This window comes from Streptomyces sp. NPDC001816 (assembly GCF_042892235.1).
Classification (GTDB): Bacteria; Actinomycetota; Actinomycetes; order Streptomycetales; family Streptomycetaceae; genus Streptomyces.
On record NZ_JBIATY010000002.1, the window covers coordinates 981,877 to 1,005,913 of the forward strand.

Below are 24,037 nucleotides of genomic sequence, written 5' to 3' on the forward strand. Positions count from 1 at the left end.
GAGCAGTGTCTCACCACACTCTCGATCATGACAACGATGCGAGCACGGCGCGACGACCCCTTGGACGACTTCTACCGGAGAGTCGTCAGCGTCGATGACGTCAGCAAGACCGTGTACGTTGCCGGGACGGGACCCGGCGTCATCCTGATGCCCGAGATGCCGGGCATCAGCCCCGACGTCGCGCGGTTGGCACGCTGGATACGCGACGCCGGCTTCTGCGTCTACCTGCCCTCGCTCTTCGGCGTCGACGGCGCCTACCCGACCACCGAGGCAGGCGAGGCTGTCGTGCGGCGGGCATGCGTCAGCGCCGAGTTCCGTGCGTTCGCCGGGGGCGGCACCAGTCCCGTCGTGGCGTGGCTGCGTGGCCTCGCGCGGATCGCGCACGCGGAGTGCGGTGGGCCGGGCGTCGGCGCGGTCGGGCTGTGCTTCACCGGCAACTTCGCGCTGACCATGGCACTCGAGCCGGCCGTCATCGCCCCAATCGTCAATCATCCCTCGCTGCCGCTCGACGACCCCGGAGGGCTGGAGATCGCAGACGAGGACGCTGTTGCCCTGGCCCAACGCATCGAACGAGACGGATTGACGGTACTCGGCTACCGCTTCGACAACGACAGGTGGTGCACGGGCCAGCGGTTCGCGGCCTACCAAGCACTCCTCGGCGACGCGTTCGACGGCCGCGTTCTTCCCGGAGATGCAGCGAACACGAACCCTCCGCCCTTCTTCCGCGACGTCGTCGGGAGCGCCCACAGCGTCGTCACGGCACATCTCGTGGACGAGCAGGGTCACCCGACGGTGCGTGCCCGCGATGAGATCATCGACTTCCTCACGGAACGGCTCAGAGGGTGACGCGCGGGGCTCTTCCGCCGAAGCAAGCCCCTGGTCCATTCGCCCTATGCGTCCGTGCTGCTGTGGGCCGTCGTCACGCAGATCGCGCTGAACATCCTCGTGGCGATCCCGTCTCCCAAGAGCGCCCATACCAACGACCTGCCGACGGGAGATCCGATCCACCGCTTCGGCACCCGCACCAGCCAGTCGTTCCTCGTGATCGGCGCCGGAGCCGGAGTCGTCCTCGCGATGGCCCGCGCCGACCAGTTCCGGATCGCCCACGCGATCATCCTGGCACTTGCCCTCTCGGCGATCTTGTCGTCCACGGCGAAGCCGCTACTCGTCCACCAGGGGAGGGGCTTCCAGATCGCCCCTGTGCTCGCTGTCCCGCTCGACGAACTGCCCCAATACCCCAAACCGACGAACCCGCGGAACGAGGAAGGGACCAAGTGAAGGCCATCGTCCACGACACCTACGGATCGCCCGAGGCCCTGCGTCTCGAAGAGACCGCACAGCCGGAGCCCGGTAGCGGTGAGGTGCTCATACAGGTCCAGGCGGCCTCCGTCGATCCTGGCGTCTGGCACCTCACCACGGGCCGGCCGTACCTGATCCGCGCCGTGGGCTTCGGGCTGCGGGCGCCCAGGACGCGCGGTTTGGGCATGGATGTTGCAGGACGTGTGGAGGCCGTCGGCCCGAGCGTCACCCGCTTCCAGCCAGGCGAGGAGGTGTACGGCACTTGCAACGGGTCATTCGCCGAGTACGCCTGCGCCAAGCAGGACAGGCTCGCCCGCAAGCCCGGCAACGTCGGCTTCGAGCAGGCGGCCGTCGTCCCGATTTCCGCCTGCACCGCCCTCCAGGCGCTGCGCGATGTCGGGCGACTGCGGTCCGGGCAAAGTGTCCTCGTCATCGGCGCAGGCGGCGGCGTGGGCACGTTCGCGGTGCAACTGGCCAAGGCCCTCGGGGCCGCCCACGTCACCGGCGTCTGCAGCAGCGCCCAGGCGGACCTCGTCCACTCCCTCGGCGCCGACAAGGTGATCGACTACACGCGACAGGACCCCATCGACGGCACTCACCGCTACGACCTCATCCTCGACATCGCCGGCAACCGCCCGCTGACCCGGCTGCGCCGCGCTCTTGGCCCCCGCGGGACTCTGGTCATCGTCGGCGGTGAGGACGGCGGGAAGTGGTTCGGCGGCACAGGCCGGTTCCTGCGGGCGCTGCTGCTGTCTACCTTCACCGGGCAGCGCCTCCGCGGCTTTTTCTCCACACAGAGCCACGACGACCTCCGGCTCCTCGCGGAGCTCATCGAGGCGGGCGCGATGACCCCGGTCATCGACCGGACCTACCCGCTGGCCGACGTCCCCGAAGCCGTCAGCTACCTCAGGAGCGGCCATGCACGCGGGAAGATAGCCGTCAGGGTCTGACCAACAGCTTCGCACACACTGGGCGCCCGGCCCGCAACTCCTGGCATCGCCTCACGGCGTAGCCGCCTCGGGAGTCCAACGGAGCTCCCGCATAGTGATCTTGATCGACGCCGGTCTGCCAAGGACTCCGTTGCTTTTCCCAACCGGCTTCACGACGCACCTTGCCGGCTTCTTCAGCAAGCCCTCACTCCTCCGACCGAGCCAGGTCCAACGAGCCCGGCTCGAAGACAACCTCACGGCACGCATCGCCGAGGCCGAATGTGGGGGCCGGCGTGGCGAGGTCGAAGGATCGAAGGTCGGCTTCGCCGGAGCCGAGGCGCCAGCCCAGACCCGGGCCTGTCGCTTGCCCACTCGCCCCTCCTCGTTCCGCACGGCGTGCCGTCGGCTCAAGGAACACCCCGCCGTTCTCCGCAAACAGCGACCGCGGAGAGCCGGACGGCCACTCGTTCCGAGCCACATCAGGCAAGCCACCATCAGCCACATCCGGCCCTCCCAGGCCGCGTGACAACTTACGGAGACACCATGACTGAGAGCACCAATGTGGTCGTGATCGGCGGCGGATACGCCGGCGTCATGGCGGCCAATCGCTTGACGCAGCGCGACGACGTGACAGTGACTCTGATCAACCCGCGCCCGGTCTTCGTCGAGCGGATCCGTCTGCACCAACTGGTGGCCGGATCCCACGACGCGCTGGTCGACTACACACAAGTCCTGGGCAGCGGCGTCCGGCTGGTGGTCGACACAGTGACACGGATCGACGCGTCCGAGCGCAGCGTGGCGTTGGCGACCGGGGGCACGGTCGGCTACGACTACCTGGTCTACGCAGTGGGCAGTGGCAGCGCCGACCCGCGCGTGCGGGGAGCAGCCGAGTTCGCCTACCCAATTGCCAGCCTGGAGGAGGCGGAGCGGCTGCGGCCAGTCGTCGATGCAGCGCCAGCAGCGGCCGCGATGACGGTTGTCGGAGCCGGTCCGACCGGCATCGAGACCGCCGCCGAACTGGCCGAGGAGGGCCACGCCGTGACCCTGGTCTGCGGCGAGATGCTCGGCCCCTACCTTCACCCTAGAGGTCGGCGCTCGGTTGCCAAGCGGCTGGGCAAACTCGGTGTGACCGTGCTCGAAGGCCCCGACGCGAAGGTGACAGCTGTGACTCGCGATGTCGTGCAGCTCAGTGGCGGCCGCGAGCTGCCGAGCAAGGTGACCATCTGGACCGCCGGATTCGGCGTGCCGGATCTGGCCGGCCGCAGCGGGCTGAGCACCGACGCCTTGGGCCGTCTGCTCACGGACGAGACGCTGACGAGCGTGGACGACGTGCGCATCGTCGCGGCCGGTGATTCGGCCGCACCGTCGGACCTGCCGTTTCGGATGAGCTGCCAGGCCGCGCTTCCTCTGGGCGCACATGCCGCCGACACGGTGCTCAGCCGGATCGCGGGTGAGCAACCTGCGCCCATCAACCTGGGATTCATCGGCCAGTGCATCAGCCTGGGTCGTCGCGCTGGCATCTTCCAGTTCGCCTACAAGGACGACACCGCGAAGGGATTCTACCTTGGCGGCCGCCCTGGCGCGCAGCTCAAGGAGGCAGTTTGCAAGCACACCGTCAAGCAACTCGTGGACGAGACACGCAAGCCCGGTTCGCACAACTGGGCCAAGGATGACAAGCGCCGGCAGTTGCTGCAGGCCAAGCGTGGCGAGGTGCCGGCCTCCGCTGAACGATCGGCCTAGCTGTGCGGCTGGCGGACGCCTATGACAGTGCGTCTTCGGCTTTCTGTCATAGGCGTTCGTAGGGGGCGCCCTGGTCACCGCAGCTGGAGCAGGCCGACGTCTTCCACGTCAGGGCCACCACCCGACACGACACCGTCGTCACCCGCTGGGCGATCGACCACCCCGTCCAGGACCTGCTTGACGGTCTGCCCCCGCCTGCACCTCAACTCATCCGCGATGGCGGGCACTCGCTGACCGGACCAGCTCAGTTCGACCATCCGTGCCCGCAACACCAGATCACGCGGCGCCTTGCGCGCCCGCGCCAGCCGACGCACGACTTGTTCCTCGTTCTCGTCACGGCTCGGCCGTGCCCGTAACACCACCGTCCAGCACCCACACCCGAGCACCGGACCCACCCCGCCATCAGGACATATACCCGGCGAAAGAGGAATCCGGCATCAGGAGCGCGGAGCGATCCCCTTCACGGTGAGGGACAGCTTGTCCCGGGATGTCGTGCCGTCGGTGATCCACCAGTGCGTGGGGTCCTCGCCGTACCCGCAGAACAACCCGTCGGACGCCCAGTTGAGGATCAGTTCGTCCTTGCCGTCGGCGTCGAAGTCGTCGGCTCCGGCCGGGCGGGCGTGCCGGCATTCCGCGGATCCCTTGTCACCTTCGCGCAGGACACGGGTGCGCTTGACGCCGTCCATGAGGGTGGCGTCTTCGTATGTGGCGACCAGGATGCCGTCGCGGCCGTCGCCGTCTGGGTCGGCGGCGCTGAAACCGCCGGGCCCGTAGTCGGTGCCCTTCCCCTCGGGTACCTTGGGCAGCCGGTACTTGACGGGTTTGCCGCCGCTGCCGGGGTACACGTCGAGCGATCCGTCGACTTCGGGCGGCTCCGTCCCCGCGTCGGGCTCGTCGTTGCGGCTGCCGTCGTCCCCGTCGGCCACATCGCGCAGTCCGTCGCCGTCGAAGTCGCCGAACGCGTGCGCGTTGCCGGGGCGCAGCCGCTTGCCGCTGGCGGACAGGCCGTTGCCGGTCCGTGCCGGGTAGAGGGTGTTGCCGGACTGTTCGCCGTCGCTCAGGTCGTGGACCAGCAGGGAGGTCGCGTGCGGCTTGCCGGACGGGGCGACGTCATCCACGACGAGGTCGCTCTCTTGCGGCACCGACAGGCTGGTATCGGTGCGGGTCGGCGCACCGGACCGTGTGAACGGGCCGTACAGCACCACCAGGGGCGACTTGCCCTCGGACAACTCGGTCCTCGCGTGGGCCGCGAGGTCTTGGTGCCCGTCCCCGTCAAAGTCGCCGCGCACCACCTGATCAAGGCCCAGCTTTGACGCGCTCTGCGGCAGCCGAACCGGCGTCGCCGTGCCGCCTGCCTTGGGCCCGCTGGGCCCGCCCCAGGCCACGTACGGGGCGGTGCGGTGGTCGTCCGCCCCCTTGTTCGGCACCTTTTTGTCCCTGACGGTCGTGGAGGGGCGGTGGCCGAGCCTGTCCGTGTGCGCAGACTGACCGACCAGGAGGGGCAGAAGCTGCAGCAGATCGTGCGCCGTGGCAGTACCAGCACGGTGCGCTACCGGCGCCTTGGCGCCGCGGGCCGCCTTCTCCCACTGCTGGCTCGTGGGCAGGCGAAGTGCAACGTCCAGGACCCCGGGATAGAGCGCACCACCCCGGTCTCCCGCTACCAGTCGGGGGTGAGCCCGTACGGCGTGTTCGACCTGTGCGGGAACACCTGGGAATGGTGCGGCACCGAAACCGAGCCCGGCCGGCACGAGTTGAAGGGCAGCGCGTTCACGTCCCCCTTCACGCGCGCGGCGCCGACGCCACCATGTCCGACAACGACACCGGTTTCCGCTGCGTCAGCGCGGGCCCGGGGGACAAGCGCCCCGCTGAGCCCGCACCGCGTAGCAGCTAGCCCTCAGTGCCCTCCGCACTCGCCTGCCTCGTGCGGGCTTGAGTGACCGCGGAGGCGGGCCGGTGTTGGGGAGGGGACGCGCGCGCGAGTCTCCGGGGAGGGAACGAGGGATCCCGGCATGTCGTCGTGGCACGAAAGAATCTGTACGATGCGTGCGCCCATGGGCTCTTGTCGGGAAACGTCCCGCGGGGGCCCTTCTTCTCACCGCGGGGGATGCATATGCGCATACGCACTTCGGTCGCCGCTCTGTCCGGCGCCCTGGTTCTCTCTTCGGCTCTGGTGTTTCCCGCCGCCGCGCATGCGCACGCGGGGCCTATGACCAGTGAAGACGACACGACGATCACGAAGGTCGTCGTCAACGGGGGCAAGGACATCGTCCTCGGCACCTCCGCCAAGAAGTCGTTCACCGCCACGGTGACCGCGGCCGACCCGGACGGCGTCACCGGCGGCTGGGTCGCCCTGTGGCACGGCACCTCCTTCGACGACCAGGGCAGGGACGGCGCTTTGTTTCCCGCCGAGGAGGGATCGGGCTCATGCGTGGCAGCCGATGCCCAGACGTCGACGTGCACGGTCCACTTCACCGTGGATCCGAAGATTGACATGACCACGAACTCCTATGCGGGCACCTGGCACGCGTACGCCATCGCGTACGGCCGCCCGAGCGGTTCCGTCAGCGACGGATACGCCGGCTCCGTGCACATCAAGCGCAACACCACGCTGACCGCGGATGCCTCGCCCGAGCCGGTGGTCCATGGCCGGACCATCACGGTCAAGGGCACGCTCACCCGCGCCAACTGGGAGACCCATGCGTACGCGGGCCTGAGCAACGTGTCGGTGAAGCTCCAGTACCGCAAGTCGGGCACCCGCACGTACACGACCCTCAAGACCGTCACCAGCGGCTCCGGTGGAGCGGTGACGGCCACCACGACCGCGACGAGCGACGGGTACTACCGCTTCTCCTACGCGGGTACCACTGCCACCGACGCCGCGACGTCTGCCAGCGACTTCGTCGACGTCCAGTAGGAACCCGGGACCCGCTTCCGGGACCAGGGACAGGGGAGCGGGGAACCCCGCCGTCGAGATCAGTCTCGGTCTCCCGGATGCGGGGTTCCCGTCGCGTACGAGTTCTCCCCGCCCTCCTTGAGGATGCCCACCGGTCGTCCCCTGGGGCAGATCGCGTTGACCCGCAATGGCGTCTGAGAATCGCGATCGATCCGCGTGCGATTCGTCGACGATTCGCGTTCGTTTCGCGCGCGATTCTCGTGCAGAACTGCGTCAAGGGCGGTCGCCTGCCTCGGACATGCAGGCGCAGCGGCCGGGGCGCTGCTCGGTGGCGGTGGTGGTGTCAGCGACGGTCACGACGAGCTGCTGCAGCTTCCCGCCGAATGACAGTCGGCCCGTGGGGATGTCACCGCTGCTGTAGATAGGTCTGCTGATGCTCGTCGCTGCTGGCCAGCGGCGTGAAGGGGGTGGGTGGGGCGCGGGGAAAGCCGCCTCGATCATGACGTGATGTGACTCAACATCAGATAGAGACGGCCGCTGCGGCAACGGTAGACCACGAAGGCCACGACTTTGCGTTCGGGGGCCTGTTGGTCTCGTTGTCCGGCTGCTTCGCCCGTTCCGAGACCCAGGAGGCGTTCGCGCGGATGACCCGGGGCATGCGACCTGCCACGCCCGAAGGCGGGCACCGGCGCGAAGGCCGTTCGAGCCGGTTCGGCCCGCACGGCGTCGCGGTGACGGACATGATCCTCGTCTGCGGCGGCCGGGACCATCTGACCGACTGGCAGGTGGAGGTGAACCACGCCATCAAGGAGATCGGCTTGAGCTTCAACACCGACGCCGTACTCGCCGACGGACCCGGACCGGCGACCGCCGGCGCCACCCCGAACCCCCGGGCCACTGAGGCAGACCTGCCGGAGACGACGACGCTCCCTCACGCAACAGCCGTGGGGGAGCGTCGTCGTTGACCGCGCCGCGTAGGTCAGGCCGGGGCGGGCTGCAGAGCGGCGAGCGGTGGCCTCTCTCCACCGCGCTCACCTTAGAGGTCGTTTTCTCCCAGTGTTTCATCCCGGAATTAACTGTTTCATCACGGTCTTCGGGTCGCGCCGGGAGATGGTGTTCTCGCCGGTGAGGCGGCGGGCCATGAGGTCGGTCATGACGAGGTGGATCATGGCTTCGGAGCGGGCGGGGAGGGCCTCGTAGTCGCGGGCCAGCCGGCGGTGGAGCATGAGCCAGCCGTAGGTCCGCTCGACCGCCCAGCGTTTCGGGATCGGGGTGAATCCTCTGGTTCCGGGGGTGCGAGTGGTGATCTCCATGTCGATGCCGAGGGTGGCTGCGTACTCGACGAGGTGCTGGCGGTAGCCGCCGTCCACCCACACCTTCCGGGTGCCCGGATGCCCGGCGGCGACTGCCCTGGCGGAGTGCCGGTTGTATCTGGGACAATCCGGGCGCGTTCTGTCAGATCCAGTGATCGGCTGCGACTGCTGTGACCCTGTGGTGGCGCGAGACCGTCTGGAGGACGTGCTGCTGTGGCTTCCCCGTGGTGCTCGGGCTGACCTCGGCAGGCTCGTTGCAAGGTTGGACGCCGAGTTCGACCGCAATGCCGTCTCCCTCAGCTCTCACCTCGTGCTGGCAACTCCGTTCAGTGCTTGCGGATATTGGCGCCGGCGATTCATGGAGAACTGAGGGTCTGGCGGTTCCTCGCCGCTCAGGCTCGGCCTCGACGCGATGCCGGGAGAAGCCCAGCACCTGGGCGACTGCGGCCCTAAGGTTGTCGTAGCGGACCTTCCAATCGGTACCCCGCCCAGCACGCTGAGAGCGTGGACGTGGCCCTCGAAGAACGCCTCCTGACCCGCCGAGGCGAAGATGCTTCTCTGCACTTCAATCGGCCGGGGGGTCCTTGCCGTGTCGGCGGAGCGCCCAACGCCTTCCCTGCTGGGTCGAGCTTCGCGCCCTCGGGTTCGCTTCCCCTGCCGGCACCTCAGCTTGACGGCGAGCGGGGAAAGCGGTCGCCGAGGACGAAGGCGGCGGGCCAGGTCTCGCTCAGTACCTTGCTGAGCAGGGGGTGGCTGGACTCCAGAACCTCGCTGCGGCGGACCGAGCCGTCCTCGTTGATCCGTTGGCTGCCGAGGACGACGGGGGCGCGCAGGACGTCCTCGCCCCAGGGGCCGATGGCGTTGCACAGCAGGCCTTCGAAGCGGTGGCCGGCCAGGTTGTCGTTGTGGACGCGCTGCACGAAGTCGTCGATCACAGCCGCCTGGAGGTAGACCCAGGCGAGGTAGACCACCGTGCGTCCGTCGTGCAGACGGATCGGAAGGCGGACCTTGAGGAAGTTGCCGACGCCCTCCGCGATGATGATCGCGCCCGTATCGGACTTCACGCAGCGCCTGCGCTCCTCCTCCGAGAGCTCGGCGACCAGGTGGGGCAGGGCCAGGTCGAAGCCGGGGTGCTCCGGGTCGAGGTGGCCCCCGCAGTCGCAGGCGCAGGCCGTGCCGTGGCTGTGGGCGTTGGTTTGCACGGAGTCGGGAGCGAGACCGAGCCGGACGGTCTGGTAGCTCGTCTCGCCCCCGCCCGCCGGTAGCGGAAGCAGCAGCGCATAGAGCCGCACTGCCGTGAACGTCGTGGGCTCGGGCAGTCCGAGCGCCGCCATCGCTGCCGATGCGGCCTCGTGGCGCTCACCGTTGACGCGGATCTCGGCCTGCATCGCGCCGGGGCTGCCGCCGTAGAAGACCTTGATGCCGTTGAAGAAAGGCGATTCCAGGTCCGTAGTGAACGAGTCCGCGATCCGGTGCAGCACGTTCGCTTCCAGCAGCGCGCCCTGCAGCCGCCGGTTCTCGTCGACGTCGCGTCCGAGGCCGACCGCGCCGGACGTGATCATGTGCCAGCCGGGCACGCCGCGCTCGTCGTCCGGGCCCGCGTGGTCCGCGAAGTGCTCGCGGCGGTCGAGGAGTTCCAGCAGGCAGACGCCTGCCGTCTGCACCCACGTGTTCGCTGCATCCTGTGGATCGGCGGACATCGACACGACGCAGTCCATGAAGCACGGCACGTCCGGATGGAGACCGACGTCTGGTAGCGCGACGAGGTCGTAGTGATGGCCACCTCCGTGGTGCGGCGGGGCTACGGCCACGGCCCAACCATGTGGGCTGATCAACGAGTTCCCCTTGAGCTGGGCGCCCTGCGTCACGCCGGGCGCGAACTCTTCGAGCCCGGCCCTCACCAGGGCGAGGAACTCCAGGTCGGGCAGCCGGTTCGCCGGCGGTTCCTCTTTGCGCGTACGACGTCGTATCCAGGACACCCGCGGATGGTACTGAGCCCGGCCGACCGGGCAGCGCTCGGGCTTGGGGCTCCGGAGGTTCCGGGCGCTTGGACCGGACCTCGAAGTGGAGGATGCTCGGCTGACCCTGGCGCCCCAGGAGTGGCGGCTAGCGGGTGTGGCTGAAGGCCCATATCATCGCGGAGGCATGATCGCCTAGCCAAGCGCGGTGACTCCGTCTTCCCCTCGGTCGGTTTGGGCTCGCAGGCGTTTGGCCTGCTGTTCCTTGTCGGCGATGTGCCGCAGGCTCTCCTGTAGGCCGGCGACCTCACCGAGCCACTGCATCCGTTGGGCCTCTCCCTGATCCGCCGGCGTAGCGAAGTCGTGTCGGACATTCAGCAAGACCGCCGTCGTCATCACCGCGAGGTCCGCCGGGCACAGGGTCTTGGGCCTCGCCACCGCAGGCGTCCGTCTCGCTTGACCTCTTGCGCGTCAGTCCGGCAGCCAGTGCAGCTCGTGCGCCAGGGTTTTGGCGACGGCACGGATGCGGCGGTGTAGTGGCGACTGCTCGCGTGGGAGGACCAGGTGGAACGTCAGGCTGGGCGCGCCCCGCAGCGGTCGCCAGGTGAGACCGGCCGGTTGCGCCGTGGCCGCGGCTTCTCCGGCCGGGGCGAGGGTGACCCCGTCGCGCAGGTCGCGCTGAGACATGTCGAAAGAGACTGCGGGCGTGTGAACTCGGGGGTGTGGTCGGGTGTCTCGGAACAGTGCGGACAGCTGATCGTGGATCACGGGGTTGGCCGCACGGTCCGGGAGTCGCAGCGGATACGCGGCCGCGTCGGCGATCTCGATCTCCGGGTGTTCGGCCAGCGGATGGTGCTGCGCCAGCTGGACCCCGATGCGCGCACGCCGCAGCAGGAACCGGCGCACGCCACGGCCCGGTTGTTCACCGCGGGTGATCCCGGCATCGATGCGGCCGTCGGCGACCGCGGGGGAGATTTCCGGTGTCGCCATCGGGACCGCGCCGACCTCGAGTCCGCTGTTGCCGCGAATCAGCCTGTCCGCCAGGGCCGGTGCCGTCTCGGCCCCGGCGCTGAGGCTGTATCCGATGCGCAGCGTGCCCAGTTCACCGGCCGCCGCGCTCCGGGCGGTGTCCCACGCCCGGTCCAGCGCCGCCAGCGCGGGCGGCGCGGACTCCGCCAACGCCGCACCGGCCGTGGTCAATACGACGCTACGCGTGTTGCGGACCAGCAGGGCCGTACCGAGTTCCGCCTCCAATCGGCGCATCCGGGCGCTGAGTGCGGGCTGTGCGATACCGATCCGTGCGGCCGCGCGGGTGAAGTTCAACTCCTGCGCCAGCACCAGGAAGTACCGCAGGCTCACCGTATCCGGCGCCACGTGCCCTCCCTGCCGATTGATAACGATCCGTTCTGAGTCTATCCCGTACCGGTCTTTCCCTCGACCGCACATCAAGCCCTAACCTGCACATATGACGATTGCACTGACCGCAGTACCCATCGCCGGAATCGATCGATCTGAGTGTCAATTCGGAGTCGGACCTGTCCGGCCGAACACAGGAGGTTTCCATGGCTAAGGGCTACTGGGTCAGTGTCTACCCCGCCATTTCCGACCCTGAGAGGCTGACTGCCTACGGCAAGCTGGCCCGTCCGGCAGTCCAGGCTGGGGGCGGGCGCACCCTGTCCCGTGGCGGTCGAGTCGTCGCCCACGAGGCCGGAATCACGCAACGCGTCGTTCTGATCGAGTTCGACAGCTTTGAACAGGCCGTCGCGGCATACGAGAGCGAGGCATACCAGAAGGCGCTGGTGGCCCTCCCCGACGGCGTCGAGCGCGACTTCCGCATCATCGAAGGCATCGACTGACCGGCCGGCCCAGCCATCGCTGAGCATCCGTCACCTGAAACGCACACGGTGCTGAACGACGACTCAGGAGACGAGTTCGAAGCGATGCCCCGCGTCCCAGTTCGTCATCGACGTCCTCGACGTCCTCGACGGCCTGATCCCTGTCGGCGGCTCGCCGCGCTACCCAACGTCGAGCAACTTGCCTGACTTGCCTGATACGGCGATCAAGATCTGACCTGCCACAACGGCGATTTCGGTGCGGGGTTCGCGCTGCTGGCAGCCTACCTGCTTGTGCAGTCCACCTGCGTGCTGGTGGCCGGCTTCCGCCCGCACCACTCCCCGCTGGGCATCGCCTGGACCGCCGTCACCGCGGCGCCCTCGCCGCCGACACGGCTGGACCGGCCGAGCGCAAGGCGTACCGGGTCTATGCCGTCCGCATCACAGCCGCCGAGACTCCCGAGCCATGATCAATCTCACCGATAACCACGGTTCCATTCATCCCCGAGGCCGAGATCGACGCGCTCCGCCGCCACGGCGTCGACCGCCACAACATCTACGTCGACGTCGCCAGCGGCGCGAAAGCATCCCGCCCGAAGCTCGACCTCGTCATGCAGCTGCTGCGTGAGGGCGACACGCTGAAGGTCACCCGCCTCGACCGGCTCTCCCGCTCCGTGCTGCACCTGGTGACCCTCGGCGTCGAGCTGCGCGAGCGTGGCATCGGGCTGCACGTCATCGAGCAGGGCATCGACACCGCGACCATGGAGGGCCGGGCGATGTTCGGGATGCTGTCCGTGCTCGCCGAGCTCCAGCGCGAGTTGATCGTGGCGAACACCAACGACGGGCTCGCCTCCGCGCGGGCCCGTGGCCGGGTCGGTCGGCGGGCGCCGGCCCAAGCTCACCCCCGACCAGGCCGCGCTCGGGCGTCGCTGCTGGCGAGGCCTTCGCGGGCAGCATCACCAGCTGCCCGTGACGTGAGCACATCTGCGGGCCGGTCCGATCGGGGACCGGCCCGCAGCGCTGATGGCGCCCTCGTCGTCGCTGCGCTAAAGAGTGTTTTTGTCCCGGCGGGGTTGTTTGGTTCGAGGTTCAGGTGTTGCGCCAGGTCGCGGTGGTTTCGCGGGTGAGTCTGCGGCTTATGAGGTCGATCATCGCGACGTGGATTATGGCTTCGGAGCGGTGGGGGTGGGTCTCGGCCGCCGACCTGGGTCAGATCACCCGAACCGTGAGGCGCAAGCTCAAGATGCTGCAGTATCGGCCCCAGCTGCTCGACGGCTGTCTCACCGGCACCGGCCTGGCCTTCGAGGCGTGACCCGCCTGGGGAACCTGCCACCCGAATTCGCGTTCGGTAACATCGCGTCGCCCGGGTGAGGTTTCGCCTGACGAATCGAGTGAGCCCGTGAGTGACGATGTCCTCTCTGTCATTCCGACCGACCCGCACTGGCAGCCTGAGCCAGCCGCGGCTGAGCGTGCTGCGTCGCTCGTGGAGGACCTGGCCCCCGGGCTCCCCGACGGCGTCGACGTCGAGATTGACGTCACCTGGCACGACGCACTCACCGTTGTCGACTGTGGTCAGAATCTGCAGAAGATCGGTTGTCCCCAATGTGGCGCGTCGATCGACACCGAGTGGTGGGCTGACCTCCTCGAAGCTCACTGCGACGACGGCTTCGCGACCCTCGCCGTGGTGGTCCCCTGCTGCGGCGCCGCGACCTCGCTGGACGCGCTGGAGTACGACTGGCCCTGTGGCTTTGCCCGATTCGAGATCGCCATCTGGAACCCAGAGCGCGCCTGGTTCAGCGACGAGGAACTGACCGCCATCGGGGACGCACTCGGACATCCGGTGCAGCAAGTCAGAGCCCACATCTGACGCACGTCAGCCCGCGAGGAACCCGACATCACGAGTTCAAGTTCTGTAGTACTCCAGCCGTAGATCGCGATCTTGCTGTCCTGTGCCATCGCGCCTTGAGCGGATGCCGCCGAAGTCTGACTGGAGGGCGGCTCGTGTCTTCGAAGTTGATTTCCGCTGGTCACAGCCGCTGTTGAGCGCCCGTTTGAGAGGATCGGGGCATGACGGACTCATCTATGCAGATCAATGCCCTCATCGTCGATGCCACAGACCCCGAGCGGCTCGCTGCGTTCTGGTCCGAACTGCTCGGCAGGCCGGTCGTGGGACGTATGGGCCCATACGTCTGGCTGCGGCGGGAGAACGGCCTGGGCCTGGGCTTTCAGCGAACTGCCGAACCCAAGTCGAGCAAGAACCGGATGCACTTCGACATCACCTCTCCCGATCCCGCCGCCGAGCAGCAACGGATCGAGATGCTCGGCGGGCACAGGCTGGAGCAGTACGCCGACGGCGGGTTCCTGGTGATGGCGGACCCCGAGGGCAATGAGTTCTGCATCATCCCTGAGGGCCCCTTCGAGCTCGACGACGAGGGGCGCGCGAACTACCTCGGCTGATGGTCAATCTTCCCTACGTTCCTCTCCGGGACAGGGCGAGCCCTTCGTATGGTTGGCCCACCCAGGGGCGTCGGGTGTGGCTTTCAATCTTCTGCCGCTTGTGGCTTCCATCGATTGGCCGCTCGACGCCCCACGACGACTCGGCTGCCAATTGGGAATTGCGAATGATCGCTCCGTAGGGAATCGACAGCGAGGTCGTCCGTCGGGAGGCACCAGCACCACACCGCACGGAGGCACCACATGGCCGCGATCTGGACCGGCATCGACGCAGGCAAGACCCATCACCACTGCGTCGCGATCGACGACAGCGGCCACCGGCTGCTGTCCCGACGCGTCACCAACGACGAGACCGAACTCCTCGAACTCCTGGCCGACGTCCTGGCCTTGAGCCACGAGGTGACCTGGGGCATCGACCTGGCCGACGGCAGCGCCGCCCCGGCCATCGCGATCCTCCTGAACCACGACCAGCCGGTCCACTACCTCTCCGGCCGGGCCATCCACCGCGCCTCCGAGAGCTACCGCGGCGAACAAGACCGACGCCAAAGACGCCGCAGTCATCGCCGACCAGGTCCGGATCCGGCGTGACCTGCGCCCCTTACGCGCCGGCGACGAGACCGTGACCGACCTCAAGATCCTCACAGGCCGCCGCATGGACCTGGTTGCCGACCGCACCCTAACCGTCAACCGGCTCCGGGCTCAGCTCACCGGTATTTTTCCTGGCCTGGAACGGGCCCTGGACCTCACCAACACCGGCCCGCTCACCCTGCTGACCGGATACCAGACCCCGGCCGCACTGCGTCGCCTCGGCACCAAGCGCCTGACGACCTGGCTCCGTAACCGCAACGTCCGGGGCGCCGACCAGCTCGCCGAGACAGCCCTCCAGGCCGCCGAACGCCAGCACACCAGCCCGCCCGGGGAGAAGCTGACCGCGCAGATGGTGCACACCCTGGCGAAAGAGGTGGTGGCCCTCAACCAGCACATCGCCGAGCTCGACAAGCTCATCGAGGCCCGGTTTCGCGACCACCACTGCTTCGATGTGATCACCAGCATGCCCGGCCCGGCATGATTCTCGGCGCCGAGTTCCTGGCCGCCACCGGCGGCGACATGGCCGTGTTCGGAACCCCGGACCGCCTCGCCGGCTTCGGTGGCGTCGCACCGGTCCCGCGCGACTCCGGCAAGATCAGCGGAAATCTGCGACGCCCCCAACGCTACAACCGCCGCCTCCAGCGTGTCTTCTACACCTCCGCGCTCTTCAGCATCCGCCGATGCGAGGAATCTCGCCGGTTCTACGACCGCAAACGCGCCGAGGGCAAACGACACACCCAAGCCGTCCTCGCTCTCGCGCGTCGCCGCGTCGACGTCCTGTGGGCACTACTGCGGGACGGACGATACTACGAACCCAAGCCGCCCGCAGCCTGCGCGGGCGTGGGGCCGCGGCGAACAGTGGCCGTCCTCACCGTCTGAAGCCCCGCCGCATACACCCGGACTCTCAGCTCGTTGCGGACTCTCAGGTGCCAGTGGTCAGAACCTCCACCAGGGCCTCAACAGCGACCACGGCCTTCGGGGTGGCCAGCACGAGCACCGGATCAGGGGTCTGCAACAGGAATCCGCTCCAGACCCGGAAGACGGCGCTGCCGTCCGCCCCCTCCTTTGCGAAGGAGATGCAGCCCGGCAGATATCTCGCGTCGTTGCGCCCTCTGGGCACCCAGGGCGGAGAACCGTCCGAGAACCGGAGGTAGTTGTGACTGGTGAATGGATACCACTGGCTCAACGCACTTGCCCGGGCGGCCAGCACCAGCTCCTCCTCCACAGGAGGCACCCACGAGTCCGTGCCGCGCAGCGACGCATCATAGGCTCGTGCGCATTGCATCTGCCAATCCCAGTCATCGTCCAGCGACCATTGGGCATCCTCTCCCATGTGCTGAGTCTGACCGAACTCCTGAGCGCAGGTAACCCCCAGCGAGCTCGGATTTGGCACCCTCCAACCGCTCTCGCCGCTTGACAAACCGCATTAGGAATCGATGGCACAGGACACTTGCTGGTCGGGGCCAGTCTGTGAACGGGTACGGCCGTCCGTTGATCATCGGTGTGTGAAGACAGAAGATCAGACGGCGGCCGCGGGCCACAGCATGGATCCCGGCCGCTGGCAGGAGACGTTCGAGGTCCTGATGGGCCGTATCGCGGGACGGTTCGTCCGGGTGGAACCACGGCGCCGGGCACGGGCGTTCGTGCGCGGATTGCTGTCTGACCTGCCACGCGGCTGGTTTGGCGGGGGTGACGGAGCGGACGGTGTGGCGGTGGCTGGCCGAGGGACGCGAGGGGCGGGTGGAGGCGCGGCCTCGGCAGGGCGGGTTTGTGGTGGGCGCCGCCTTGTGGGAGGTGCTCACCCAGGCCGGCGGGAACTTCGCCGAGCTGCGCCGAAGGATGCTCCGGGCGCAGGACGAGGGCGTGCTGGAACACTGGGGGGAGTTTGTGCCGTCGTTGGCGACGCTGTCCGTGCGGTGAAGGACGAGCTGCGGGCGGCCGGGTGCTTCAGGTGTCGACGGTCAGCCAATTCCCCATGTCAAACGCCAGACAATTCCCCACCCTCTCGCGTCCGGTTGCTGACGCGAGCAGTCAAGGCGGCGCTCAATCGTCCTCAGTGCCTGCACTGGCTCTCCAGGCGGCAGTGACACATCCCTCTTCCCAGTGCCACCAACCCTTCTCGTCGCCGTGTTCCAGCAGCTTGCGGATCCGCTGGATGTCTGCTTCCGGCGGGATGTCCAGCGCGACCATCCGGAACTGCTCGATGCCTTCGCCCGTGGTGCCGAGCCGGTGGAAGGTCTCCAGCACGGTCTGTCGGGCGGCAGCGGAGCCTCCGTCCTTCAGCACGATCAATCGGATGGTGCAGTTCTCCGAAGCTTGAACGGTCTCCCCGGCCCAGCGCAGGCCGTCGTCATCGACGTCCACGCGGACGACATCGCCGCTCGCGACCCCACGCACGAACCACGGAGTGTTGTCGAGACGTACCGTTCCGTCGCCGAGGTCCAGTGCCCACAGGCTCTCGACGCTCGCCGGCGGCCAGCCGTCCGCGTCCACTTCCATCCGGAAGTGGACCTTCACGTGGGCGTCGCTGATGTTCGTCACCGCGCCATCATCCACGCGGACCAGCGGGGACGGAACGGCGGGGCTGCGGGAGCGATCACTTCAGCACCGCATGGCAGCGGTCAGGTGGTCGGAGGCTTCTCGGTGGGGTTCTTGGGGCGCTTGTTCGGCCGGTAGCTGGGGCCGTTCATGATGACCTGGTGGCTGGAGTTGATCAGCCGGTCCAGCAGTGACTCGGCGACGACCGGGTTGGGGAAGAGGGGATACCAGTCGCTGGGCGCCCTGTTGCTGGTGATGATCAAGGACCGGCCCTGCCGCTCGGAGACGAGTTCGTAGAGGTCGTCGGCCTGGGATGCGGACAGCTGGCGCATGGCGAAGTCGTCGAGGATGAGCAGGTCGGGGCGGATGAGTTCGCGCATCCGCTTGTCCCAGGTGCGGTCTGCGTGGCCGCCGGCGAGCTCGGCGAGGATGCGGCTGGTCTTTGCGAAGCGGACGTTGGCGCCCTGGCGGACGGCTTGGTGGCCGAGGGCCTGGGCGACGTGTGTCTTCCCGACACCGACGGGTCCGAATAGAATTACGGACTCGCCGGAGTGGAGCCAGCGCAGGGCCGCGAGGTCGCGGATCTGGGCGGCGGGCAGCTTCGGGGAGGCGTGGAAGTCGAAGCCCTCCAGGGTGGCCTGTTGCTCGAACTTGGCTTTGCGCAGTCGGCGTTCGAGCGCGACGGACTCGCGGCGGGTGATCTCGTCGTGGCGGAGGACCTGGAGAAAGTCGAGGTGTCCGAGCTCGCCTTTCTGGGCCTGGGTGAGGCGGGCGTCGAGGGTTTCGAGCATCCGGGACAGCCGCAGGGTCTTGAGGGAATCGCGCAGGGCGGTGGTCATCACGCTCACCGGGCGGCCTCCTCGGCGTCATCGCGGCCCTGGTCGTCGTGGACACTGCCGGGTGTCTGGGTGGGGACGGTGGCGGCGAACAGGCCCTCGGGGCCGTGCAGGAAGGCCGCGGCTCCGGCGTCGCCGGTCTCGGGTTCCGGGTCGGTCTCGGTGCCGGCGACCAGGATGCCCTTGACGGTGCGGTAGGAGGGGTCGCCGACCGCGATCGCCTTTCTGCAGGCGGCCTCCAGCCGGGTGTCGCCGTACTTCTTCCGCAAGCCCAGGACCCCTTGGGCGGCGCGGAGCCGGTAGAGGGCGTTGACCTCCAGGAGCTGGTCGATCACCTCCCGGCAGGCGTCCCCGACCTGGGATGCCTGGCTGCGGCACCAGATCGGCGTCCTCATCTGGAAAGCAATCTTCTCGGGCGGGTAGTCGCCTCTGTCGGTGCGTTTGCCCTGCTCCAGGGCGGCGTGGGTCTTGACCAGCTCGCCCTCGTGGAAGATCTGCACCGTGACGGCGGTGGATCGGACGTCGACGCGGCGTCCGATCAGTTTCCAGGGCACCGAGTAGAGGGTGCGACCTACCTTGATATGGATGTCCGGGCCGACCGTTGCCTTCGACCATCTGGCCAGCACGAACGGCTCGGACGGCAGCGGAAGCAGGGCCTCGGCCTCCACTGCCTCGAACACGGACAGCGGCTTCGCACCGTCCAGCGGCCGGCACTGCCGCTGACCGGCGACGTTCCTCGCCCAGAGCAGGGCCTCGGCCTGCATGTGCTCCAGCGAGGTGAAGGTCCGCCCGCTCCAGAACGAGTCGCGGACATAGGGCATGGGCCGCTCCACCCTGGGCTTGTCCTTCGGCTTCGCAGCACGGGCCGGGTCCACCAACGTGCCGTAGTAGGAGGCGAGTTCGGCGTACGACTTGTTGATCTGTGGGTCGTAGAGGTCCGGCTTGTCCACCCCAGTCTTCAGGTTGTCCGGCACCAGACGCCGCGGAACACCGCCGAAGAAGCCGAAGGCTTCCGCGTGCGCTTCCGTCCAGGCGTGCTGGTCCATGTGTGCCACCGGGCGGACGAACATGTGCCGCGAGGCGGGCAGCACCATCACGAACGCCCAGATCCGGTGCCGTTTCCCGGTCGCCGGGTTGATCCACTGCCCCAGGAAACCGTAGTCGATCTGGGCCTTCGAGCCCGGCTCGACGTTCTCCCGCAGCACCGTGACCTTCGAGCGGGCCGCCTCCTCAGGCAGGTTCTCGTGCACCCAGCGGCGGAACGTCGACAGCGACACCATCAACTTGCCCTCGTCCCTGAGCCGTTGGTGGATCGTGGTGACCGTCGTGGCCTCCAGCAGGCTCTTGACGTAGTCCCGGTGCGGCTCGATCTCTGCCCACCTCACCTGGTTCAGCCTCCGGCTGGCCAGCTCCGGGAACCAGCTCTTGAGCAGCTTGGCCCGGTCCACCTCGCTCATCGACGGCCCTCCCGGAGCGATCCCGGTCGTCTCCGCCGGCGCCAGGTACTTCCTGATCGTCTTGCGGTCCACCCCCAGCGAGGCGGACACCTGGCTCTTGGACCGGCCCGCGTACCAGTGCACGTAGATCTCGACGATGTCGACCACGGTGAAGTTTCTCCTTGCCATCCGGTGCGTCCGTCGGCCTCTCGGCTCGCAGATCGAGGGACCTCGACGGCTCCGAGAGGCCAGGACCCTCAACCCGGGCACCGGCATGCCCATGGAGAATCCGGCGGATTCGCAAGGAAGTTCTAAAAGCTTCCCAAGCCACAAGGTTCCCGCCCCGGACACCTCCCGACGCTGCTCAGCATGCCGGATTCACCGTCCCCGGCAGCAGGGAAGACCAGGCCACGTTCATATGCAAGAACCCCGACTGCGACTTCCAGTGCAACGCCGACTGGAACGCAGCCCGGGACATCTTGCACCTGTACCGGATCGGCCACGTCATAGTGGAGGTCCCGGCCGCCGGAAGGTGCGGTCGTAAGGCGGCCAGAAGCGTCAAGCCTGTCGCCGTAAGGCAGACGGGAATCCCCTTTCCTGAGTTTGCGAAGGGAGGGGAGAACTTCAAGCCACCGGACAGCTGTTCCCGTGTTCCTGGAGGAGTACTACACACTGGGGGTGATCGCTCGCACCGCGATCGGCACCCGTGTGACGCAGGCATCGTCGAAGAGGCGGTCCTGCGGTTCCTCGCCGAGCGCCCCACCAGCGGCCGGTGTTTACGGGACGAGGAACGGGGCAACTCGGTGAACGAACCGTACGCAGAAAGAAGTTGAAGAGCAGTGACAACGTGAACGGCTGAGAAGTCGTTCCGCGCAGTGGCACAAGCCGGCTGGGCGAAAGCGTCATCTCCGGGGCACGTGCGTGCGTACCTGTGTTGCCGCCGTTGCGGATGCGAGTCGCCCACCCGCCGTACAGACGGGCACGGAGCGGGACATTGTCAGGGGCGAGGACTGAGCAGCCCGGAGCGCGTGCGGGAACTCGCCTGCGGATGAGGGCCGGTCCTGCGGGCGCAGGCGATCGCTGCCGTGAGCCGGCGTTGAACGGGATCCGGAAGAGGTACTCCCTGCTCCGTGGTCATGACCACATCTCGTGCCAGGTGGTGCAGTTTGGTGTTGGTGTTCTGGGAAGCCGTGACCAGCACCTGCCACGCCTCGTCGGGGTTCAGGCCGAACGACGCCATGAGGATTCCGCGGGCCAGATCGATGTCTGGCCGCGTTCGCAGCGCACGCCGGAGCTGGACGACCTCGGTCCGCAGGAGCCCGTCATCGTCGTCGAAGTGTCGCGAAGGCTGCCCGGCGGACGCCGTGCTGCCGGCGCGCGTGGCAGAGAAGAGGGCATAGGTGTCCGTGACGGTCAGCAGGTGTTCCGCGGCGGGGCTGGCCGCGGTGACGGTGACCGTCTTCCCGGCCGCCACCGCCTGACCACGAAGGGACAACAGTATGTTGAGCGCGGAGCAGTCCGTGAAGGACAGGCCGCTGAGGTCCAGACTGACGCCCTCGGCCGACGTCGCGAGGGCGGTACGCAGCGCGCGCCGGAGGTCCTCGCTGTCGTCAAGGCGGAACTCCCCGCTCACGGTGACGGTCACCCGGCTGCCGGCCGGTTCCGTCCGTACCAGCAGGGCCGTGAACGGCTTGTCGTGACACGGGTCCGGCATGGTCGCCTCCTCTCACACGCTCCTCTCCAGGCTCATACGCTTTCCATGACACGTCAAGCGATACGTGAATTCGCTTTCGTGTTTTTGAAGTCCTGAATGAGGGGCCGTACGCTTTGGTCATGGTGGGAGTCGATCGAGTGCCCGAGCCGCATACCGGATGGACGTTCCTGACCAGTCACGCGCGCGTATTGGCCAGCGTCGCCGACAATCACAATGCGCGGATCCGCGACATCGCGGCGCGCTGCCGGCTCACCGAGCGTGCCGTTCAGAAGATCATCTCGGATCTCGAGAGCGACGGCTACCTCTCCCACACCCGCAATGGCCGTGTGAATCAGTACAGGGTCGATCCGAGCAAGGTCATGCGTCATCCGGCCGAGGCCGGCCTGACCGTGGCCGCCCTGCTGTCGATGCTGGTCAGGGACGAGGCCGAACGCCAGAGCAGCGGCGATCAGGCCGCTTCCGAAGCCTGAGCGGACACACATTTCCGGGAAGCGGCCGACCGTGGCGAATCCTCCACCGGGTCCGGCGGGTAGCCGCGCGCGCCATCCTCCGGGTTCGTCGCCGACCGGCGCGGGTACCCGGCAGCCACTGCTGACCGGCCGCGCCGGGGCGAACCCGCGCGCATTCGAGCGCAAGCAGGACGGCGCGATCAAGATCCTGATGCAGCCGTAGCCGGGCGGATCAGCGAAGCCCGGCGCTGTCGACGTCGAGGTTCCGCCGCCTCTTGGGGGCGATCCGGTCCGGACGGCCGTCCGTTACGGACGAGCACCACGGTCAGCATCGACCCGACGGCGGGGGGCGACCTTCCACAGTCCGGGATGGGACCACGCGGAGCACGAGGGCCGGAAGCACGGTCGTGGCGACCCCCTCACCCGCACCGATCAGGACGAGTGGCCGGCTGACGCGGGCTCACAAGGGCGTAGTGGACCTGCGGGTAGGGGAGAAGCGTGCCGAGCAGGGTACGCCCCAAAGCGGTGCCCAGCACGGACCGGGCCGGCCGCGCCGCCAGCTACAGCGGCACTTGTGCCGCCGGGGCCCCACATGCCTCGGCCCGCAGCGTCGTCGTAAGGGGAAACCACAGCGAATGGCCGAAAATCCTCGCCGACGACTCACCCGCCGACCTCGCGCCGAAGGACCGCGGCATCCCCGTACCGCGAGGCTTGGCGCGGTGCCGCGTCACAGGTACTGCGGGCGCCATTCGAAGAGCAGGATTGTCGCATCGTCCCGCAGTTGGTTGCGCTGGTAGTCGAGGATGGGTGGATGAGCAGCCGCAACACTTCGGCCGGGCGCTGTCCGGCGGCGTTGGAACGGATGATGAAATCCGTGAACCGGTCGAGGCCGAACTCCGCACCGGCCGCGTCGCGAGCCTCCACGACACCGTCGGTGTAGAGCAGGACGCAGTCACCCGGTTCCAGCGTCGTCTCGTGGACCTTCCGGGCTGCCGGGGCGAGTGGACCGGCCAGGCCGATCGGCGGCTGCGGCGGGCTGTCCAGCGCCCCGGCGAGCACCTGCTCGCCGCGGATCAGCAGCGGTGGGGGATGACCGCAATTGACCCAACGCAGCACCCCGGTCTCCCCGTCGAGCCGACACAGCACGCCGGTGCAGAACTGGTCGGGCAGCCACTCGGCGAGCGCCTGGTCGACGGAGCCCACGACGTCGGCCAGGTCGTGCCCGCCGCGGCGGGCGTTGCGAGCCGCCGCCATGGCGACCGACGTGGTCAGGCCGGCGGTCAGGTCGTGCCCCATGGCGTCGAGGATCATGGTGTGCAGCACGTTCTTGACCACCGAGTGGTCGAAGGCATCCCCTGCGATGTCGTACGCCGGTTCCAGGACCGCGGTCGAGACGCACCTGATGCTGCCGATCGTGCGCGGTGGCAGGAAGGCCCGCAGCATCTCGGCGGGCAGAGCCATGGTCGCGGTGCGGGTACGGGCGGCGAGCCAGTCGCTGTAGGCACGCTTGGAGGTGATCAGCATGGCGAACAGGTGGGCCAGTATCCGGCTGCGGCGCATCCGCACCCCGTCGAGCGAGGCGGTCCGCACCGCCAGGACGCCCAGCCGCTCCGCACCGTCGACCAAAGGCATCCAAACGATCAGGTCGTCGTCGGCCTCGGCCACCCGCGGCGACAATGTGCGGTACGCCCAGCCGGCCGACGAGCCCTCCACGGGCAGCGGCTCCAAGGCCTCGTCGAGGGGGATCAGCAGCCCTTGTTGCAGATCGGCGAGGTAGATCAGCGCGGTGCGCAGACCGAGGGCCGAGGCGCACCGGTTCGCCAGGCCGGGCAGTTCAACGGGTAGGGCCGTCTGCGCCTCGATGATCAGATCTTCCAGCCGATGTTCGTCGATGGCGGTGTCGGGACCAGAGGACGCGTGCGGTGGGTCCGACACTGGCATCACCCTTCCGGGCCCAGTCTCACAACGCTCCCGTGCTCTCTCATGTCAGGCACGATCGCGGCGAGGGCGAGACGGTGGCCAGGGCGGTCCCAACACACGGGTAGGCCACTCGGGGAA

The 24,037-nt window shown here is 68.1% G+C and carries 22 protein-coding genes and 7 pseudogenes; 17 read left to right on the top strand and 12 right to left on the bottom strand.

Features of this window, described 5'->3' with window-relative positions:
• The first annotated feature begins 60 nt into the window (after positions 1–60).
• The 5 genes and pseudogenes from ACFYZZ_RS10495 to ACFYZZ_RS10515 all read left to right on the top strand — a co-directional run.
• Positions 61–846, top strand: coding sequence for a dienelactone hydrolase family protein (locus ACFYZZ_RS10495; protein WP_389173511.1), 786 nt, complete (start codon positions 61–63; stop codon positions 844–846).
• 54 nt (positions 847–900) lie between these two features.
• Positions 901–1,278 (top strand): hypothetical protein, encoded by a 378-nt coding sequence (locus ACFYZZ_RS10500; RefSeq protein ID WP_389173513.1) that lies wholly within the window; start codon positions 901–903, stop codon positions 1,276–1,278.
• Positions 1,275–2,249: an NAD(P)-dependent alcohol dehydrogenase gene (locus ACFYZZ_RS10505; protein ID WP_389173515.1), complete on the top strand. Its 975-nt coding sequence runs from the start codon at positions 1,275–1,277 to the stop codon at positions 2,247–2,249. The genes ACFYZZ_RS10500 and ACFYZZ_RS10505 overlap by 4 nt, the downstream gene beginning before the upstream one ends.
• 522 nt (positions 2,250–2,771) lie before the next feature.
• Positions 2,772–3,968: an NAD(P)/FAD-dependent oxidoreductase gene (locus tag ACFYZZ_RS10510; protein ID WP_389173517.1), complete on the top strand. Its 1,197-nt coding sequence runs from the start codon at positions 2,772–2,774 to the stop codon at positions 3,966–3,968.
• A 71-nt stretch (positions 3,969–4,039) separates the two neighbouring features.
• Positions 4,040–4,159, top strand: a pseudogene (locus ACFYZZ_RS10515) (IS701 family transposase); the annotation flags it as partial.
• Positions 4,160–4,405: 246 nt separating this feature from the next.
• Here ACFYZZ_RS10515 and ACFYZZ_RS10520 read toward each other — a convergent pair.
• Positions 4,406–5,395, bottom strand: a complete 990-nt coding sequence (locus ACFYZZ_RS10520; RefSeq protein WP_389173519.1) for a hypothetical protein — start codon at positions 5,393–5,395, stop codon at positions 4,406–4,408.
• Positions 5,396–5,425: 30 nt separating this feature from the next.
• On the opposite strand from ACFYZZ_RS10520, the pseudogene ACFYZZ_RS10525 reads away from it, so the two are divergent.
• The 4 genes and pseudogenes from ACFYZZ_RS10525 to ACFYZZ_RS10540 all read left to right on the top strand — a co-directional run.
• Positions 5,426–5,566 (top strand): annotated as a pseudogene (locus ACFYZZ_RS10525) (IS630 family transposase); the annotation flags it as partial.
• A 33-nt stretch (positions 5,567–5,599) separates the two neighbouring features.
• Positions 5,600–5,905 (top strand): SUMF1/EgtB/PvdO family nonheme iron enzyme, encoded by a 306-nt coding sequence (locus ACFYZZ_RS10530; protein ID WP_389173716.1) that lies wholly within the window; start codon positions 5,600–5,602, stop codon positions 5,903–5,905.
• Positions 5,906–6,174: 269 nt separating this feature from the next.
• Positions 6,175–6,882 carry a calcium-binding protein gene (locus ACFYZZ_RS10535; protein WP_389173521.1) on the top strand — a complete coding sequence of 236 codons (708 nt, stop codon included), beginning with the start codon at positions 6,175–6,177 and terminating at the stop codon, positions 6,880–6,882.
• 635 nt (positions 6,883–7,517) lie between these two features.
• Positions 7,518–7,826 (top strand): hypothetical protein, encoded by a 309-nt coding sequence (locus ACFYZZ_RS10540; RefSeq protein WP_389173523.1) that lies wholly within the window; start codon positions 7,518–7,520, stop codon positions 7,824–7,826.
• A 96-nt stretch (positions 7,827–7,922) separates the two neighbouring features.
• Here ACFYZZ_RS10540 and ACFYZZ_RS10545 read toward each other — a convergent pair.
• The 4 genes and pseudogenes from ACFYZZ_RS10545 to ACFYZZ_RS10560 form a co-directional block, all read right to left on the bottom strand.
• Positions 7,923–8,267, bottom strand: a pseudogene (locus ACFYZZ_RS10545) (transposase); the annotation flags it as partial.
• 572 nt (positions 8,268–8,839) lie between these two features.
• Positions 8,840–10,153 carry a DUF6348 family protein gene (locus ACFYZZ_RS10550; RefSeq protein ID WP_389173524.1) on the bottom strand — a complete coding sequence of 438 codons (1,314 nt, stop codon included), beginning with the start codon at positions 10,151–10,153 and terminating at the stop codon, positions 8,840–8,842.
• A gap of 174 nt (positions 10,154–10,327) precedes the next feature.
• Positions 10,328–10,570, bottom strand: coding sequence for a hypothetical protein (locus tag ACFYZZ_RS10555; RefSeq protein WP_389173526.1), 243 nt, complete (start codon positions 10,568–10,570; stop codon positions 10,328–10,330).
• 33 nt (positions 10,571–10,603) lie between these two features.
• On the bottom strand, positions 10,604–11,506 hold the full coding sequence (locus ACFYZZ_RS10560; protein ID WP_389173528.1) for a LysR family transcriptional regulator: 903 nt from the start codon (positions 11,504–11,506) through the stop codon (positions 10,604–10,606).
• Positions 11,507–11,694: 188 nt separating this feature from the next.
• On the opposite strand from ACFYZZ_RS10560, the gene ACFYZZ_RS10565 reads away from it, so the two are divergent.
• A complete protein-coding gene (locus ACFYZZ_RS10565; protein WP_361619840.1) occupies positions 11,695–11,988 on the top strand; it encodes a DUF1330 domain-containing protein in 294 nt (97 codons plus the stop codon).
• Positions 11,989–12,518: 530 nt separating this feature from the next.
• Positions 12,519–13,091 carry a recombinase family protein gene (locus tag ACFYZZ_RS10570; protein WP_389173718.1) on the top strand — a complete coding sequence of 191 codons (573 nt, stop codon included), beginning with the start codon at positions 12,519–12,521 and terminating at the stop codon, positions 13,089–13,091.
• Here the strand turns inward: ACFYZZ_RS10570 and ACFYZZ_RS10575 are convergent.
• Positions 13,054–13,158 (bottom strand): annotated as a pseudogene (locus ACFYZZ_RS10575) (IS5/IS1182 family transposase); the annotation flags it as partial. The gene ACFYZZ_RS10570 and the pseudogene ACFYZZ_RS10575 overlap by 38 nt on opposite strands.
• 205 nt (positions 13,159–13,363) lie before the next feature.
• Between ACFYZZ_RS10575 and ACFYZZ_RS10580 the strand changes: the two are divergent.
• The 3 genes and pseudogenes from ACFYZZ_RS10580 to ACFYZZ_RS10590 all read left to right on the top strand — a co-directional run bounded on the left by ACFYZZ_RS10580 (position 13,364) and on the right by ACFYZZ_RS10590 (position 15,885).
• Complete coding sequence (locus tag ACFYZZ_RS10580; protein ID WP_389173530.1) at positions 13,364–13,831, top strand: hypothetical protein; 468 nt, start codon at positions 13,364–13,366, stop codon at positions 13,829–13,831.
• Between the two features lie 200 nt (positions 13,832–14,031).
• The gene (locus tag ACFYZZ_RS10585; protein ID WP_389173532.1) at positions 14,032–14,421 is read left to right on the top strand and encodes a VOC family protein; all 390 of its coding nucleotides are present in this window, start codon (positions 14,032–14,034) and stop codon (positions 14,419–14,421) included.
• 240 nt (positions 14,422–14,661) lie between these two features.
• Positions 14,662–15,885, top strand: a pseudogene (locus ACFYZZ_RS10590) (IS110 family transposase).
• 43 nt (positions 15,886–15,928) lie between these two features.
• Here ACFYZZ_RS10590 and ACFYZZ_RS10595 read toward each other — a convergent pair.
• Positions 15,929–16,339, bottom strand: a complete 411-nt coding sequence (locus tag ACFYZZ_RS10595; RefSeq protein WP_389173534.1) for a hypothetical protein — start codon at positions 16,337–16,339, stop codon at positions 15,929–15,931.
• Positions 16,340–16,695: 356 nt separating this feature from the next.
• On the opposite strand from ACFYZZ_RS10595, the gene ACFYZZ_RS10600 reads away from it, so the two are divergent.
• Positions 16,696–16,926, top strand: a complete 231-nt coding sequence (locus ACFYZZ_RS10600) for a hypothetical protein (RefSeq protein ID WP_389173536.1) — start codon at positions 16,696–16,698, stop codon at positions 16,924–16,926.
• 123 nt (positions 16,927–17,049) lie between these two features.
• On the opposite strand, the gene ACFYZZ_RS10605 is transcribed toward ACFYZZ_RS10600, so the two are convergent.
• The 3 genes from ACFYZZ_RS10605 to istA all read right to left on the bottom strand — a co-directional run bounded on the left by ACFYZZ_RS10605 (position 17,050) and on the right by istA (position 19,984).
• Positions 17,050–17,547: a DUF4265 domain-containing protein gene (locus ACFYZZ_RS10605; RefSeq protein WP_389173537.1), complete on the bottom strand. Its 498-nt coding sequence runs from the start codon at positions 17,545–17,547 to the stop codon at positions 17,050–17,052.
• An 80-nt stretch (positions 17,548–17,627) separates the two neighbouring features.
• Positions 17,628–18,383 carry an IS21-like element helper ATPase IstB gene (gene istB, locus ACFYZZ_RS10610; RefSeq protein WP_389173720.1) on the bottom strand — a complete coding sequence of 252 codons (756 nt, stop codon included), beginning with the start codon at positions 18,381–18,383 and terminating at the stop codon, positions 17,628–17,630.
• A gap of 5 nt (positions 18,384–18,388) precedes the next feature.
• Positions 18,389–19,984, bottom strand: coding sequence for an IS21 family transposase (gene istA, locus ACFYZZ_RS10615; protein WP_389173539.1), 1,596 nt, complete (start codon positions 19,982–19,984; stop codon positions 18,389–18,391).
• A gap of 163 nt (positions 19,985–20,147) precedes the next feature.
• Here istA and ACFYZZ_RS10620 point away from each other — a divergent pair.
• Positions 20,148–20,394: pseudogene (locus tag ACFYZZ_RS10620) on the top strand (zinc ribbon domain-containing protein); the annotation flags it as partial.
• A gap of 419 nt (positions 20,395–20,813) precedes the next feature.
• Here the strand turns inward: ACFYZZ_RS10620 and ACFYZZ_RS10625 are convergent.
• A complete protein-coding gene (locus tag ACFYZZ_RS10625; RefSeq protein ID WP_389173541.1) occupies positions 20,814–21,530 on the bottom strand; it encodes an ANTAR domain-containing protein in 717 nt (238 codons plus the stop codon).
• A 119-nt stretch (positions 21,531–21,649) separates the two neighbouring features.
• On the opposite strand from ACFYZZ_RS10625, the gene ACFYZZ_RS10630 reads away from it, so the two are divergent.
• The gene (locus ACFYZZ_RS10630; RefSeq protein WP_389173543.1) at positions 21,650–22,000 is read left to right on the top strand and encodes an ArsR family transcriptional regulator; all 351 of its coding nucleotides are present in this window, start codon (positions 21,650–21,652) and stop codon (positions 21,998–22,000) included.
• 706 nt (positions 22,001–22,706) lie between these two features.
• On the opposite strand, the pseudogene ACFYZZ_RS10635 reads toward ACFYZZ_RS10630, so the two are convergent.
• Positions 22,707–23,920: pseudogene (locus tag ACFYZZ_RS10635) on the bottom strand (PP2C family protein-serine/threonine phosphatase).
• Between the last annotated feature and the right edge of the window lie 117 nt (positions 23,921–24,037).